We start from the raw sequence: 15,215 nt of genomic DNA, 5'->3' as shown, positions 1-15,215 counted from the left end.
GGTGTCAAAGCCTATGATACTGGATACGATTGCCGCTATCTCGACCGCTGTGGGAGAGGGCGGCATTGCCGTTATACGGGTAAGCGGAGTTGAAGCAGTCCCTGCGGTGGAGCGCATGTTTCGTTCCAAAAGCAAGCTAGGCGAGGTCGAATCGCACACGGTGCATTACGGCCGTATTGTCGATCCGCAAACGGGTGAGGCCATCGAGGAAGTGCTCGTTACGGTGATGCGCGGACCGCGCTCCTTCACAGCCGAGGATGTCGTGGAAATCAGCACGCATGGCGGGTTTATTTCGGTCAAGCAAGTGCTTGATCTTGTGCTGCGTCAGCCTGGATTGCGTGCGGCTGAGCCAGGTGAATTCACGAGGCGGGCTTTCCTGAACGGCCGAATCGATCTGACGCAGGCCGAAGCGGTCATGGATCTGATTCGCGCCAAGTCGGACCGGGCATCGGCGATTGCGCTCAAGCAGGTCGACGGCCGTCTGGCGCGCATGATTCAAGGGCTGCGCGGCGAACTGATCGAGCTGCTGGCGCATATTGAGGTTAACATTGATTATCCCGAGCATGACGTGGAAGCGATGACGGCCGATTACATTCGCACGCAATGCGGCAAAGTCATTTCGCGCGTGGATGAGCTGCTGCGCACCGCGAACGAGGGCAAAATATTGCGCGAAGGCATTACGACGGCTATTGTCGGCCGGCCCAATGTCGGCAAGTCTTCGTTGCTCAATGCGCTGGCGCAGGATAACCGGGCTATCGTGACCGATATTCCCGGTACGACGCGGGATGTGATCGAAGAGTATGTGACGGTGGGAGGGATTCCGCTCAAGCTGCTCGATACGGCGGGTATTCGAGAGACACTCGATACGGTTGAACAGATCGGCGTAGCGCGCTCGCGCGCGGCTATCGTCGATGCGGATTTGATCTTGTTCGTCCTGAGTGCCGGCAATGCGCTGCATGAGGACGAGCGCGAGCTGCTCGCGCAGTTGCGCAGCCGCCAATGCATCGTAATTTTGAACAAAAGCGACCTGCCACGCCGGCTTGAGCTGGAGCAGGTGCTGGAGCAAATGCCCGAGCCGCAGCTTGTGCAGATGTCAGTCTTGCAGGAGCAAGGACTTGAGCAGTTGGGGGACGCGATTCGCACGATCTTTTTCGCGGGCGAGCTGGAGTCTGCGGATCTGACTTATGTCAGCAATGCGCGGCATATCGCGTTGTTGAAGCAAGCGAAGGCTGCGGCTGCGGATGCGATCGATGCGGCCGACGCGGGGATTCCGATTGATTTGATCCAGATCGACGTACGTACCGCCTGGGAGCGCTTGGGCGAGATCAATGGCGAGAACGCCGGCGATTCGTTAATCGATCAGATTTTTTCGCAATTCTGTCTCGGAAAATAAGAGGAAGGAGAAGACAACATGACGTACGAAGCGGGAAACTACGATATTATCGTCATCGGCGCCGGTCATGCCGGCTGCGAGGCGGCACTTGCCGCGGCGCGCATGGGATGCGAAACTCTGCTGTTGACGATCAATCTGGATATGGTGGCCTTCATGCCGTGCAATCCGTCGATTGGCGGCCCGGCCAAAGGCCATGTCGTGCGGGAAATCGATGCGCTCGGCGGGGAGATGGGGCGCAACATCGACAAAACATATATTCAAATGCGAATGTTGAATACCGGCAAGGGGCCGGCGGTCCATGCGCTGCGGGCGCAGGCCGACAAATTTCTGTATCAGCACATGATGAAAAAAACGATTGAAGAAACGCCGCGCCTTACCTTGCGCCAGGGCATGGCGGAGGAGCTGCTGGTGGAGGACGGTGCTTGTACCGGTCTGGTCACCAAAACAGGTGCGATCTACCGTGCCAAATCGGTCGTCCTGACGACAGGCACGTATTTGCGCGGTAAAATTATTATGGGCGAGCTGATCTACGAAAGCGGCCCTAACAATCAACAGCCTTCCGTCAAGCTGTCCGAAAGCTTGCGTGAACTGGGCTTTGATCTGGTGCGCTTTAAAACCGGCACGCCGCCGCGCGTCCATAAGGATACAATCGACTTCGACAAGACGGAGATTCAACCGGGCGACGTAAAGCCGAAGTTTTTTTCCTACGAAACGCTCTATGCGGATAACGAGCAACTGCCATGCTGGCTGACCTATACCTCGGCCGAAACGCATCAGATTATCAACGACAATCTGCACCGCGCCCCTATGTTCTCTGGCGCAATCGAAGGGACGGGGCCGCGCTATTGTCCGTCAATTGAGGATAAAATCGTGCGCTTCGCCGACAAGCCGAAGCATCAGATTTTCCTGGAGCCGGAGGGCAAGCAGACATCGGAATACTACGTACAAGGGCTCTCTACCAGTATGCCCGAGGATGTGCAGCTCAAAATTTTGCGCTCGATCCCCGGTCTCGAACGCGTCGAGATGATGCGCAACGGTTATGCCATCGAATATGATGCAGTCGTGCCGACGCAGCTCTGGCCGACACTGGAGACGAAGAGGGTACCGTATCTCTTCACAGCGGGACAGATTAATGGCACATCCGGCTATGAAGAAGCGGCGGGGCAGGGCATCATGGCCGGAATCAATGCAGCGTGCAAGGTGCTCGGCAAAGATCCGGTCGTGCTGGAGCGTTCACAAGGCTATATCGGAGTTATGATTGACGATCTCGTCACGAAGGGAACGAACGATCCATATCGGCTGTTGACCTCCCGTGCCGAGTACCGCTTGCTGCTCCGCCACGACAATGCGGATATGCGATTGACCCCTCTGGGCTATCAGCTCGGCCTGATCAGCGAGGAGCGTCACGGCAAATTTCTCGTCAAACGCGAGCGGGTACAGCAGGAAATCGAGCGTCTCAAGTCTGTCAAAATCAAGCCCGATGAGCCGATTCAGTCGATGCTGCAGGGCCTGGGTTCGGCGCCGATTACTCAGACTTCCGACGCACTGTCATTGCTACGTCGCCCTGAAGTGACCTACGCGCACCTGGAGCCGTTGATTCCGTCTCCGCTGGAGCTGACGGACGAGATGAAGGAGCAGGTGGAAATTCAGATCAAATATGCAGGCTATATTGAGAAGCAGTTGCTGCAGGTGGAACGAATGAGCAAGATGGAGAAAAAGAAAATTCCGGCCAATATCGACTATGCGGATGTGCGTGGCTTGGCGTCGGAAGCCAGACAAAAGCTGACCGAGATCCGGCCATTGTCGATTGGTCAAGCTTCCCGAATCGGCGGGGTCACACCGGCTGACATTTCGATCCTTCTGGTGTATATGGAGCATCACAACCGCGTCGTCGCGGCTCGGGGGTAGAACGTGAAGCATTGGTTCGAATCAAGGTTGGCAGAGCAAGGGCTAATGTTGTCCCTGGAGCAGTCCGAGCAATTTGAGATCTATTACCGTATGCTGGTCGAATGGAATGAACGTATGAATCTGACCGGCATTACCGAGCGCGAGGCCGTATATGAGAAGCATTTTTACGATTCCCTGACGGTGATGATGCGTGCTCCCCAAGGTGTGAACAACATTCATACAATGGCTGACATTGGTTCCGGGGCAGGCTTCCCGAGCGTGCCGATCGCGATTATGCTTCCCGAGCTGCGGGTGACCATTGTTGACTCCCTTAACAAACGCATTCAGTTTTTGCAAGCATTGACGGATGCGCTTGGGCTGAAGCATGTGAAGGGTGTGCACGGTCGTGCAGAGGATGTCGCACGCAGGACAGAGCATCGTGATCGTTACGACCTGGTGAGTGCCAGAGCGGTAGCTCGATTGTCGGTATTGAATGAGCTGTGCTTGCCCTTTGTTCGCCCGCAAGGCCATTTTGCAGCGATGAAAGGGGCCGATCCAAGGCTTGAGCTAGAGGAAGCGGGGAACAGCCTGAAAAAGCTGAAGGGGACCGTGAGAAAGGTGGATCAATTGGAGCTGCCCCAAGAAAGATCCGAACGTCACATTGTATGGATACACAAAACGGATGCAACGCCGCCTGCTTACCCGCGCAAGGCAGGCACACCGGCCAAAACCCCCTTATAAACGTCAAGCCAACCCGAATCGCTCTGGTTGACGGCGATGACGCAGATGCGTCATAATAATACCAATGTTCCACGTGGAACATTGGTTTATTTTTTGGGAATCGCAGATGTCAAGCAGGAAATGAAACGGGGATCGACGAATTTATTAGAGTATATATCCTATCTCAAAAGTATAGAAAGCAACTCGCTTCGCCGCAAAAGGACGGCGCCAGCCTATTCGTCTTGAATTGATAAATTCTTGGGACGAAGCTTGCTCGGTCGCAAAACGTCTTCGCCGTTTCGCCTTCGATCGGAAGACTGTATCGGCTGAATTGGTGTGCCCGTGGCAGGAGCTTCAGGCGGTTAAACGTGCTTTAAAAACGGCTGATTCATTTTGGAATAAGAGTGCGCATTCGGTGTTGCCAATCGAACGAATGGATAGCGTGGGGAGAGCGAGACGTGTCGCGCCAGACAAAGCCGGCGGACGTTTCGCGTGGTCGCAATAGATGGCCATGTGAGTTTCGCCGTGAACTAAATTTCGTCGTTTGGCTTTGCGGGTATCTTAAAGATGATCGGGTGGTAATCCATATTATGAAAGAACAATTTTCACGTTTATTCGGGCTTGGGGAGAAACCAGCGCAGGACGAAGTGAAACAGCTTCCATTGACGCAGATTGATCCCAGTCCGTATCAGCCACGGACCATATTTGACGACGAGAGAATTGACGAATTGTGTCAGACGATTCGGACGCACGGCGTCATCCAGCCGATCGTCGTCAGAATGCGTCAGGACCGGTATGAAATCATTGCCGGCGAGCGGCGATTTCGGGCGGTTTCGAAGCTTGGCTTGGACACCATTCCGGGAATTGTACGGGATTTTAATGATGCGCAGGCAGCTTCCATTGCCTTGATCGAGAATCTGCAGCGTGAGGGATTGACTGCCATTGAAGAAGCTGCGGCCTATCAGAAGTTAATCGATCTGCATCAATTGACGCAAGAAAGCTTGGCACAGCGGCTAGGGAAGAGTCAGTCAACCATTGCCAATAAAATACGCTTGTTGAATCTGTCGGAGCCGGTGAAGCAAGCCTTGATCGATCGTAAAATAACGGAGCGCCATGCTCGTGCCTTGCTCGCGCTCGACGGCGAAGAGCTTCAAATGAAGATTTTGAAGGAAGTCTTGGAAAAAGAACTGAATGTCAAGCAAACCGAGGGTCGCGTCGCTTTTTACAAAGAGGTCAAAAAGCTCAATAAGTCGCGGCGCGTCTCGTATACAAAGGATGTCCGGCTGGCCTTGAATACGATTCGGCAGTCCATCGAAATGGTGTCGGGTTCAGGGCTTAAGATCAAGACGGATGAAAAGGATACGGAAGAACATTACGAAATTGTTATTAAAATTCCGAAACGTTAAGCACATAAGGCTCATGAGCCGCCGTCCTGATTGGGACGGCGCGTCCTTTTGTAATAGGAGGTCAAAGAGGCCTTGCCGTTTCGCCTTGAAATCATAGAACGTATAAAAGTTGTTTGATACGTGTCTAGATTTTTCGGAACGAAGCTTGCATGCCGTCCGAGGACGGCATGCAACCGTTTCGCCTTGAATAGATAGAATTTATAAGATTCACGCTTATAAACGGCTCTATCTATTCTCGGAACGAAACGGAATCGGCCATAAGAAGACGGCCTCGCCGTTTCGCCTTGAAATCATAGAACGTATAAAAGTTGTTTGATACGTGTCTAGATTTTTCGGAACGAAGCTTGCGTGCCGTCCGAGGACGGCATGCAACCGTTTCGCCTTGAATAGATAGAATTTATAAGATCCACGCTTATAAACGGTTCTATCTATTCTCGGAACGAAACGGAGGTTGGCGATGACGGTCATGAACGGCTGTAACAAAATCAGGATATTATGCTCAAATTATAGAGGTGAACAGCTTGGCTAAGATCATAGCGATAACAAACCAGAAGGGTGGCGTTGGAAAGACAACGACATCCGTCAACTTAGGCGCATCGCTCGCTTCCTTAGGAAAGCAGGTGCTGCTCGTTGACATTGATCCGCAAGGCAATACAACGAGCGGAGTAGGGATAAACAAAGGCGACGTCGAAAATTGCATTTACGACGTGCTTATTAATGAGGTCCACCCGAATGATGCCATCCAAGAGACGATGATTCCCGGACTTTCCATTATTCCGGCTACAATACAGCTTGCAGGGGCGGAGATTGAACTGGTTCCGACGATTTCCCGAGAAGTGCGGTTGAAAAAATCGCTTCAACTCGTTCGTCAGCATTATGACTACATCTTGATTGATTGCCCGCCTTCGCTCGGTATTTTGACAATCAACTCCTTGACGGCTTCGGATTCGGTCATCATCCCGATTCAGTGCGAATATTACGCGTTGGAGGGGCTGAGTCAACTGCTGAATACCGTTCGTCTGGTCCAAAAACACTTGAATACCCAACTGCAAATTGAAGGTGTGCTGCTGACGATGTTCGATGCGCGGACGAACCTGGGGATTCAAGTCATAGAAGAAGTGAAGAAGTACTTCCAACAAAAAGTGTACCAAACCATTATTCCGCGCAATGTACGACTCAGTGAGGCGCCTTCGCACGGGCAATCGATTGTAACATACGACCCTAGATCGAAGGGTGCCGAAGTCTATCTTCAACTGGCAAAGGAAGTGATCACATATGAGCAAGCGGCTAGGTAGAGGGCTTGATGCATTAATTCCGTCATTGTCAGTCAGCGAAGACGATAAAGTGGTTGAGGTCCCGCTGGAGCAGCTGAGGCCAAATCCGTATCAGCCCCGCAAGACATTCGATGACGATTCCATCCGCGAGCTTGCCGAGTCGATCAAGCAGCATGGCGTGATTCAGCCTATCATTGTTCGCAGTGTCTTGAAGGGATATGAAATCATCGCCGGCGAGCGGCGATACAGAGCCTCCAGCCTTATTGGCATGAAAACGATTCCTGCAGTCGTTCGTTCTTTCTCGGATCAGCAGGTAATGGAAATCGCATTGATTGAGAATTTGCAGCGTGAGGACCTCAATGCGATTGAAATCGCGATTGCGTATCAAGCCATTATGGACAAATTCCAGTTGACCCAGGAAGAACTTTCATTAAAAGTTGGGAAATCGCGCTCACATATAGCCAACTTTTTGCGCTTGCTTGGACTACCGGAGGAAATCAAGGAAAATGTTTCACGTGGAACATTATCGATGGGGCATGCCAGAGCGCTCGCGGGGATTAAGCAGGATAAGGTGCGCAAGGAACTCGCTCAGGAAGCGGTCGCTCAAGAATGGAGCGTGCGTGAGCTGGAAGATGCGATTCAAAAACTGGATGTTCGATCGACAGAACAAAAAGTAGAGACTGGGAAAACAAAAACGAAAAAACGCGATCCCTATATTGAAAATATCGAGGAGTCGCTCCGGGAAACATTTAAGACAACCGTCAAAATCAAACAGCAAAAAGATAAGGGTCGGATTGAGCTGTTGTATTACAATAAACAAGATCTTGAACGATTGCTTGAACTGCTCGAGAGACTGGCCTAAAGTTTGTTTTGCAATAGCACGCCAAGTTGTATTCTTCTCGGGGAAGGATTAAACTTAGGGGTGCTATTGTTTTGTCGAGATGCGGGCTGTAAAGGGAAGGGGTGGGAAGGTGCAGAAAGAAAATGAGGTGCTGTATTTCGACCATGCAGCGACATCCTGGCCGAAGCCGCAGGCGGTGCTGGATGCGGTCATGTCGGCCATGCAACACGAATCGGCTAACCCCGGGAGGGGAAGCCATCGGATGGCGGTCAAAGCAAGTCGGGTGCTTTTTGGAGGGCGGAGATCGCTTGCCAAGCTGTTCGGAATTCGCAACCCTAATGATATTGCGTTCACCTTGAATACGACAGCCGCCTTGAATGTGGCGATCAAAGGATTTTTGAAGCCGGGGGATCATGTGATAGCCACTGCTGTCGAACACAATTCGGTCCGCCGTCCGCTCACGTATATACGCGAGCATGGTGTTGAAGTGTCGTATGTAGATACCGACGAGCACGGGGAACTGGACGCAGCGATGGTGGAATCGGCCATTCGCCCGCATACCGCTTTGATTATTGTTAATCACAGCTCCAATCTGCTCGGAAGCATTCTGCCGGTGGCGGATATCGGGGAGGTCGCACGTCGGCATGGCGTTCGCCTGTTGGTGGATGCGGCGCAAAGTGCCGGGGTACTCGACATTGATGTGGAAGCGATGGGTATAGATATGCTCGCGTTCCCCGGCCACAAGGCTCTGCTCGGTCCACAGGGGACAGGAGGGCTCTACCTGCACCCCGAGCTTGATCTGGAGCCGCTGCTGCACGGGGGGACGGGGAGTCAATCCGAGGCGGAAGGGCAACCGGATATTCGGCCGGACCGATACGAGGCAGGCACGCCGAATACGCCGGGCATCGCCGGTCTCCGTGCAGGGGTAGAGACGATCCTGGATGTAGGCACTGCTCGTATTCGCGCGCACGAGCGTGAGTTGACGTTGAGGCTGATGGACGGGCTGCAGGCGCTCAAGGGATTGCGAATCTTGGGGCCGCCGGCCGGGCGGCCGCGCACCGGGATCGTGTCGTTTGTAGCGTCTGAGGTGGATCCCTCGGAATTGGCGTTCATTCTCGATCAGCACTACGGCATTGCGGTGCGTGCCGGGTATCATTGTACGCCGCTCGCGCATGGTCAAGCAGGGACGTCGTCGACCGGAGCGGTGCGGGCGAGCGTCGGCTGGACGAGCACGACGGACGAGGTGGATGCCTTCATAGCAGCGATGAAGGAGATCATGAAGCATTATTGAACAGCCGCAAGGGCAATTACATCAGGGGAGCGAAACATAAGATGGAGGCAATGCGTAATAGCGAGTGGATGGCGGCAGCGATACTGGGAGCAGGGGTGCTGCTATTGATGCTCTGGCTCATCGTGCTGAGTGTGAAGCTCCGCAAGATGCGTCTCACCTACGACAGGTGGGTATCCGGTGCGCAGGTGAGCAATCTGGAGGACGTGATTCAGACGTTCCATTCGTCGCTCCGGCGGCAAGAGGAACACCTGCAGGTGCATACGGAAAAGTTGAAGGCCCTGTCCGAGGCAATGGCCATTGCACATGGACATGTCGGTGTCGTGCGGTACAATGCGTTTGCCGAACAGGGAAGCGATATGAGCTTCTCCTTGGCCATCGTCAACGAGCGTCGTGACGGGATCGTCATTACCGGCTTGCACAGTCGGCAAGAGACGTACGTCTATGCGAAGCCGCTTAAGGAGGGGGCCTCCATGTACGCCCTGTCGACGGAGGAACAGCAGGCCATCACTCAAGCGTTACAGCAGGCATGACGGTCCGCTCGAGCGACAAGATCGCGTGCAGGAGCGACGTAGAGATGATATCGGACATGGACATGACCAGATGCAGGCGAGTGTTTTGCAGGACGAAATATTCCATGAAGCCGCCGACATTCACGATGCCTGTAATGTGCATGTCGCCGACTGGCGGCAGCTCCTTGTTCACACCGGCGCCTGGACGCACCGGCCCCAGCCCGATCTGAATGCTTCCGACGCTCGACACCTGTCCAAGACACGCATCTATCCCGACGATGAAGGGGTTGTCCATTTCGCGATCAATCTGTGCCATCGTTTCTTCGAGATTCATAGCATGTACCGGGCTCTCTAGCGTGCCATAGAGCTCGAAGAGGGGACAAGCGTACTTATGAAGTGCAGTGCCGATCAGCGGACCGAGTGCATCGCCGGTGGAGCGGTCCGTGCCGATGCATACGACGGCAATCTGTCTTCGATTATATAGCCGGCTCATGGTTCTACCGAGATGCGAGGTCAAGGTGGTATGGATTGCGGGATCAGTGTATGCAATTCTGAGCGACGATGCTTCATGCAACGATGGAAGTTTCATTTTCGATTTCCTCCGCCAGTAAGGGTTAGTATATAGTATATGGAGAAGCAATATGTTTTATACTTTCGGAGGAGGGATGGGGTGCTCATCGCATTCGACTCGACGCAGCAGGCGTTGCGCGCCGAATTGTTGCTGGAATATGCGGAAATCGAAATCGACATTTGCCCGACACCCAAGGAAATAACAGCGGGTTGTGCATTGTCGATTGCATTTGACGACGCGGACGAACAAACCGTGCGCGCCGTCATTGTGGAGGAACAGATCGAAATTCGCGGTATGTTCCGTAAGACGGCGGACGGATACGATCCGATCTAGTATACAAAAGCGGGAATTTCCCATCCAATTATAAAAAATGATGAGCGGGTTCCGCATTGCAGTGCGTGGATGGCGGGAGGACAGCGGCGAAAAAGGCCGACGCTATGAACGAGGGAGCGACGAACAGATGGAATGGGACTCGTGGGGGGAGGCCCTTCGGGGGTGGTTCTCAAACGAATGGGTCTGGTCGAATATCGGTTGGTCGGTCATACGCATTGTATTGATTCTGGTGCTGGGCCGCTTGACAGTCTATATCGCCACGAAGACCATTGCCGATAGTATTATGGAGCGTAAGTCTAGTCGCCTGGCGATCCAGACGCGGCGTATTCGCACCGTGGGCAAGCTTTTTAGCAACATTGTAACCTATGTCGTCTATTTTGTGGCGGGCTTGTTGATTTTGGCAGAATTCAACGTCAACCTCGGTCCATTGCTGGCGGGAGCCGGCGTCGTCGGGCTGGCGATTGGCTTTGGCGCCCAAAGCCTCGTAAAGGATGTCATTACCGGCTTTTTCATCGTGGTGGAAGATCAATTCGCAATCGGAGATGTCGTGCAGACAGGCACCTTCAAGGGCACGGTTGAAATGATCGGCATGCGTTCTACGCGTCTGAAAAGCTGGACCGGCGAGGTTCATATCATTCCCAACGGCATGATTAATGAAGTGACCAACTTCTCACTCAATAATTCCATGGCGGTCATCGATATCTCTGTCGCTTATGAAGAGAATATCGATCAGGCTGAGCGCGTCATACGGGAAGCGGTCGAAGAAGTGGAGGACGTCGAGATGGTGCGTCTGCCGGAGGTGCTGGGGGTGCATTCGCTCGGTCCGTCCGAAGTTGTCATACGCATCATCGCGGAATGTCGTCCTAATACGCAAGCCGCTATCACTCGTAAGCTGTATGCGCATGTCAAAAAAGCGCTGGATTCACGCGGAATCGAAATTCCGTATCCGAAAGTCGTGACCTATCATCGGAATGGAGAAGGGGGGGTACAAAATGGAGCGTAAGCAGTTCGAGCTCGGCGACGTGGTCGAAATGAAAAAGCCGCATCCGTGCGGCACCAATGAAATGGAAATTATACGAATGGGCATGGATATTCGGATCAAATGCGTAGGCTGCAAGCATAGCGTGCTGATTCCGCGTTTGAAGTTCGAAAAGAGCTTGAAAAAAGTGCTTCGCCGCGCGGAGAACAGTGCTGAACAAGGCGGAGAATGAACCTGAAAAAAGCTTGCCAACACCGTTGGATTATGGTAAAATAAATTCTGTTGCGGAAATGGAAAGGTACCCAAGAGGCCCAAGGGGGCTGACTCGAAATCAGCTAGGCGGGTAACTCCCGTGCGTGGGTTCGAATCCCACCCTTTCCGCCACATTCTTTTTTAAAATTAGATCTTCTGCCAGAGGTGCAGAGGATTTTTTTGTTTTCGAAATGTCTAGCGAAACTAGCTGTAGGATGCGGCCCTAGAGTTGAAAGAAGCGCGCAAAATGTGAGGCTGCAGGGATGGAATTGGCTTAAAAGAGGTATCAAAAAACACGGTTGCCGTTATGCTAACGGCAACCGTGTTTTCGGGTGGCGGTGCTTCGTTTGGGTTGTGCCAGGTGCTTGATGCAATGTGAGAATAAGGCGAGCATTTGCCATGCCATTCACGCAGTTGCGCATTCCAGCATAGGTTTTCCAAATCACCGTGGACAGCCGCATAGTTGTTTTAAAACAGCTGTGCGGGAGTAACTCGGTTCAACGGAACCACACCTCTCTTTGCACCGCCACTAGTAGGATGCCACGCGAGCGATCCTTCATACATCCAAATTATGACTTGTTGATTCTTTTCCATTTGCGATCGTCGTTAGTCGTCTCGGGGAAGCGCTCGCCCTTGCGAAGCTTGATCTTCTGCGGATCCTCGATGCCCATATGCACCGCGTCTTCGCCGACCTCCATATATACGCCGTCATTGGGCGCCTTGTCGCCATGCTTGAACTTGGTCCACTCGCCCACGTCGATTGTTCCTCCTTATATCGAAGAATGAACGGCAGTCCGGACTGCCTGAGCGTAGTGTTTGCAATTCCCATCGCGTGCATTCAAAAAGACGATCTCACCGGTCTGTCTTGTCTACGCGAGTTTTGCCTTGCCTCCAGTTTCAATATTTGCTATACTGATATGGTGTGCGTGTCATGCCATGCATATTTAGCGAGTCTACTCGCTCCTTGCTTCCGCCACGGTGGAAGCCGCATAGTCCAAAAGGAGGTGAATCAAATGCGCAAATACGAATTGATGTACATTATTCGTCCTGATGTCGAGCAAGAAGCTGTTCAAACGCTTGTCGAGAAGTTCGATGCCATCATCAACAACGGCGGAGAATTGACGAAGACCGATGTCGTCGGCAAACGCCGCCTTGCGTATGAGATCAACAAGCTTCGTGACGGGATTTATGTCCTGGTTCATTTCAACGCGACTTCCGAAGTCGTCAATGAGCTGGATCGCGTCATTAAGATTACGGATGAAATCATCCGTTACTTGGTCGTCAGAGACGTAGCGTAAGCTGCGTCAAGTGGTGGTGTTCAAATTATAGGAAGCCTTGAATGGGGAGGCGATAAGCGATGTTGAACCGTACAATCCTGATAGGCAGACTTACGCGGGATCCCGAGATGCGATATACGCCTTCCGGCGTGGCTGTGACGCAGTTCACGCTGGCCGTGGATCGGCCGTTCACGAGCGGATCCGGCGAGCGCGAGGCCGATTTTATTCCGATTGTCACCTGGCGTCAGTTGGCCGAGACCTGCGCGAATTACTTGCGCAAGGGCCGTCTGACCGCGGTCGAAGGCCGTATCCAAGTGCGCAATTACGAGAATAACGAAGGTCGGCGCGTCTATGTGACCGAGGTCATCGCGGACAATGTCCGCTTCCTGGAGTCGAACCGTGATTCCCGGGGCGAGGATTCCGGCGGCGGCCAAAGCGGAGGTTCCGGCGGCGGCTACGGCGGCCAAGGTGGACAAGGCGGCTATGGCAATTCGGGGGGCTCCGGCGGCAGTGGCGGCGGCTCGTACGAAGGCGGCGGCGGCCGATCGGGGAATACGTCACGGAACAACAACAACGATCCATTCTCCGACGACGGACGGCCGATCGACATTTCAGAGGACGATTTACCTTTTTAAAAAAATCGAGCGATTTGCTCAATTATCCACATAGAAAGGAGTTTTGAACATGTCTGTTGCAGAACGCACGGAAGGCAGAAGCGAAAGAAGGTTCAGCGGCCGCAAAGGCAGAGGCAAGCGCAGAAAAGTGTGCTACTTCACGGTGAACAAAATCACGCATATTGACTACAAGGACACAGACTTGCTGAGACGTTTCGTCAGCGAACGCGGCAAGATCCTGCCGCGTCGTGTCACGGGCACGAGCGCCAAGTACCAACGCGCTCTGACGATCGCGATCAAGCGCGCAAGACAGGTAGCGCTGCTGCCTTACACGACCGACAACTAAGCAAGCGTCTTATTGCGGGCGCGGCTCCTAACGGAGCCGCGCCCGTTTTGCATTTGTCGGCCGTCCACCAGGCAGGGTTCGTCGCAGTCAAGAGCCTGGGTGTCAAGTTGCGCTTTGCAGGCCGATGCGGTATAGTTAACGAGGACACGAAAATTTCCGATTTTTAGAATTAGAAGTACGGAATATAGATTGCGCTGTTGCCCATGCACAGGCGGAATAGAGGGAGAGACGGCCGTGCGGCTGCCTCTCCCTCTATCGACTTAATATGGATATAGAAAGCGAGCGTTCGGCATGGAGAAGAAGCAGCCGGCAACCGGCATGGATCGTTTCAAGCGATTTATTTTAAACAACAAATTTGTGCTGTTTTTGTTCGTGCTCATGCTGGTCGGGCTCAATATTATGATTTTGACCAAAATTTCTTTTATATTCAAGCCGTTTGTGGTTCTCGTTAAAACGGTGCTGCTGCCGCTAATTTTGGCTGGTATCGCGTATTATTTGCTCAATCCGCTTGTCAATTGGCTGGAGCGCAAGAAGATCAAGCGCCTCTATTCGATTTTTGTCATTTTCCTGCTCATCGCGGGGCTGTTGACCATATTACTATTTACGGTCATCCCGCTCATCGACAAGCAGATCAGGGATCTGATTGACAATCTTCCGACCTACGGCGAGCAGATTCAGGAAGAATTCAACCTGTTCATGAGCAGCGGTCTGATGAGCCAGGCGCAAAACTGGCTGTCCATCGAACCGTCTGACCTGACCAGCGATATTACGAGCCGGGCGACGGCATTTTTGGATGACGCATGGTCCAGCCTGGGGTCGTTTGTCGGCGCCCTCAAGGAAGTCGTGCTCGCCATTATCACCCTGCCGTTCATCCTGTACTACTTGCTCAAGGACGGCAAGCGCATGCCTCGTTATATTGCGTCCGGTCTGCCTACGCGCATGCGCTCGCACTCACTGCGCATCATGCGCGAGATCAACACGCAGATCAGCGGCTATATCCGGGGTCAGATTATCGTCAGCTGTTGTATCGGCCTGCTGCTGTATATCGGCTATCTCATTATCGGGCTCAAATATTCGCTGGTGCTGGCGCTGATCGCCGCATGTACGGCCATTATCCCGTACCTCGGCCCGGCGATTGCGATCACGCCGGCGCTCATCGTGGCGATGGTGACGTCTCCAATCATGCTGATCAAGATGATTGTCATCTGGACGATCGTGCAGCTCATCGAGGGCAAATTCATCTCGCCGCAAATTATGGGGAAAACGTTGCAGGTTCACCCGATTACCATCATTTTCGTCATTATTACAGCCGGCAATTTGTTCGGCGTGTTGGGGATTATTTTGGCCGTGCCGGGTTATGCCGTATTGAAGGTGATCGTGACCAACCTGTTCATTTGGGTCCGGCGCAAGTCCTCGCTGTACGAGGACCGCGCCAAGATCCGACCGTCTGCGACGACCGGAGGGGAAACCGAGATTTAACGAGGGATAGCCGGCCAGCAGTAATTTAGTCCGCCATTTTGCT

At 53.1% G+C, this 15,215-nt stretch carries 17 protein-coding genes and 1 tRNA gene; 16 read left to right on the top strand and 2 right to left on the bottom strand.

Annotated features, from left to right (window positions below):
- Window positions 1-13: 13 nt before the first annotated feature.
- The 8 genes from mnmE (at window position 14) to IDH44_RS22690 (ending at window position 9,342) form a co-directional block, all read left to right on the top strand.
- On the top strand, window positions 14-1,393 hold the full coding sequence (gene mnmE / locus IDH44_RS22725) for a tRNA uridine-5-carboxymethylaminomethyl(34) synthesis GTPase MnmE (protein WP_190921121.1): 1,380 nt from the start codon (window positions 14-16) through the stop codon (window positions 1,391-1,393).
- 18 nt (window positions 1,394-1,411) lie between these two features.
- Window positions 1,412-3,301 (top strand): tRNA uridine-5-carboxymethylaminomethyl(34) synthesis enzyme MnmG, encoded by a 1,890-nt coding sequence (gene mnmG, locus IDH44_RS22720; protein ID WP_190921120.1) that lies wholly within the window; start codon window positions 1,412-1,414, stop codon window positions 3,299-3,301.
- 45 nt (window positions 3,302-3,346) lie between these two features.
- Complete coding sequence (gene rsmG / locus IDH44_RS22715) at window positions 3,347-4,021, top strand: 16S rRNA (guanine(527)-N(7))-methyltransferase RsmG (protein WP_190921137.1); 675 nt, start codon at window positions 3,347-3,349, stop codon at window positions 4,019-4,021.
- 569 nt (window positions 4,022-4,590) lie between these two features.
- Window positions 4,591-5,406, top strand: coding sequence for a nucleoid occlusion protein (noc, locus tag IDH44_RS22710; RefSeq protein ID WP_190921119.1), 816 nt, complete (start codon window positions 4,591-4,593; stop codon window positions 5,404-5,406).
- 521 nt (window positions 5,407-5,927) lie between these two features.
- Window positions 5,928-6,701: a ParA family protein gene (locus IDH44_RS22705; protein WP_190921118.1), complete on the top strand. Its 774-nt coding sequence runs from the start codon at window positions 5,928-5,930 to the stop codon at window positions 6,699-6,701.
- Entirely contained in the window at window positions 6,682-7,542 is an 861-nt protein-coding gene (locus IDH44_RS22700; RefSeq protein ID WP_190921117.1) for a ParB/RepB/Spo0J family partition protein, read from the top strand. The genes IDH44_RS22705 and IDH44_RS22700 overlap by 20 nt, the downstream gene beginning before the upstream one ends.
- 109 nt (window positions 7,543-7,651) lie before the next feature.
- The gene (locus tag IDH44_RS22695) at window positions 7,652-8,812 is read left to right on the top strand and encodes an aminotransferase class V-fold PLP-dependent enzyme (RefSeq protein WP_317890240.1); all 1,161 of its coding nucleotides are present in this window, start codon (window positions 7,652-7,654) and stop codon (window positions 8,810-8,812) included.
- Between the two features lie 41 nt (window positions 8,813-8,853).
- On the top strand, window positions 8,854-9,342 hold the full coding sequence (locus tag IDH44_RS22690; RefSeq protein WP_190921115.1) for a DUF4446 family protein: 489 nt from the start codon (window positions 8,854-8,856) through the stop codon (window positions 9,340-9,342).
- Here IDH44_RS22690 and yyaC read toward each other — a convergent pair.
- Entirely contained in the window at window positions 9,317-9,910 is a 594-nt protein-coding gene (gene yyaC / locus IDH44_RS22685) for a spore protease YyaC (RefSeq protein ID WP_190921114.1), read from the bottom strand. The two genes, IDH44_RS22690 and yyaC, sit on opposite strands and share 26 nt — an antisense overlap.
- An 81-nt stretch (window positions 9,911-9,991) precedes the next feature.
- Between yyaC and IDH44_RS22680 the strand changes: the two genes are divergently transcribed.
- From IDH44_RS22680 to IDH44_RS22665, 4 genes are all read left to right on the top strand, one after another.
- Entirely contained in the window at window positions 9,992-10,225 is a 234-nt protein-coding gene (locus IDH44_RS22680) for a DUF3343 domain-containing protein (protein ID WP_317890239.1), read from the top strand.
- Window positions 10,226-10,352: 127 nt separating this feature from the next.
- Window positions 10,353-11,228: a mechanosensitive ion channel family protein gene (locus tag IDH44_RS22675; protein ID WP_190921112.1), complete on the top strand. Its 876-nt coding sequence runs from the start codon at window positions 10,353-10,355 to the stop codon at window positions 11,226-11,228.
- Entirely contained in the window at window positions 11,218-11,436 is a 219-nt protein-coding gene (locus IDH44_RS22670) for a DUF951 domain-containing protein (protein ID WP_190921111.1), read from the top strand. Before IDH44_RS22675 ends, IDH44_RS22670 begins: the two co-directional genes overlap by 11 nt.
- A gap of 60 nt (window positions 11,437-11,496) precedes the next feature.
- Window positions 11,497-11,588 (top strand) — tRNA-Ser (locus IDH44_RS22665).
- Between the two features lie 437 nt (window positions 11,589-12,025).
- On the opposite strand, the gene IDH44_RS22660 is transcribed toward IDH44_RS22665, so the two are convergent.
- Entirely contained in the window at window positions 12,026-12,211 is a 186-nt protein-coding gene (locus IDH44_RS22660; protein ID WP_190921110.1) for a YjzC family protein, read from the bottom strand.
- 258 nt (window positions 12,212-12,469) lie between these two features.
- Between IDH44_RS22660 and rpsF the strand changes: the two genes are divergently transcribed.
- The 4 genes from rpsF (at window position 12,470) to IDH44_RS22640 (ending at window position 15,172) form a co-directional block, all read left to right on the top strand.
- On the top strand, window positions 12,470-12,754 hold the full coding sequence (gene rpsF / locus IDH44_RS22655; protein WP_190921109.1) for a 30S ribosomal protein S6: 285 nt from the start codon (window positions 12,470-12,472) through the stop codon (window positions 12,752-12,754).
- A gap of 59 nt (window positions 12,755-12,813) precedes the next feature.
- Window positions 12,814-13,368 (top strand): single-stranded DNA-binding protein, encoded by a 555-nt coding sequence (gene ssb / locus IDH44_RS22650; protein ID WP_190921108.1) that lies wholly within the window; start codon window positions 12,814-12,816, stop codon window positions 13,366-13,368.
- 49 nt (window positions 13,369-13,417) lie between these two features.
- Window positions 13,418-13,693 (top strand): 30S ribosomal protein S18, encoded by a 276-nt coding sequence (gene rpsR / locus IDH44_RS22645; RefSeq protein WP_190921107.1) that lies wholly within the window; start codon window positions 13,418-13,420, stop codon window positions 13,691-13,693.
- 291 nt (window positions 13,694-13,984) lie between these two features.
- Window positions 13,985-15,172, top strand: a complete 1,188-nt coding sequence (locus IDH44_RS22640; RefSeq protein ID WP_190921106.1) for an AI-2E family transporter — start codon at window positions 13,985-13,987, stop codon at window positions 15,170-15,172.
- Window positions 15,173-15,215 lie beyond the last annotated feature (43 nt).

The organism is Paenibacillus sabuli (genome assembly GCF_014705605.1).
GTDB classification, from domain to species: Bacteria; Bacillota; Bacilli; order Paenibacillales; family Paenibacillaceae; genus Paenibacillus_D; species Paenibacillus_D sabuli.
This window is presented reverse-complemented; position numbering and strand designations above follow the sequence as displayed.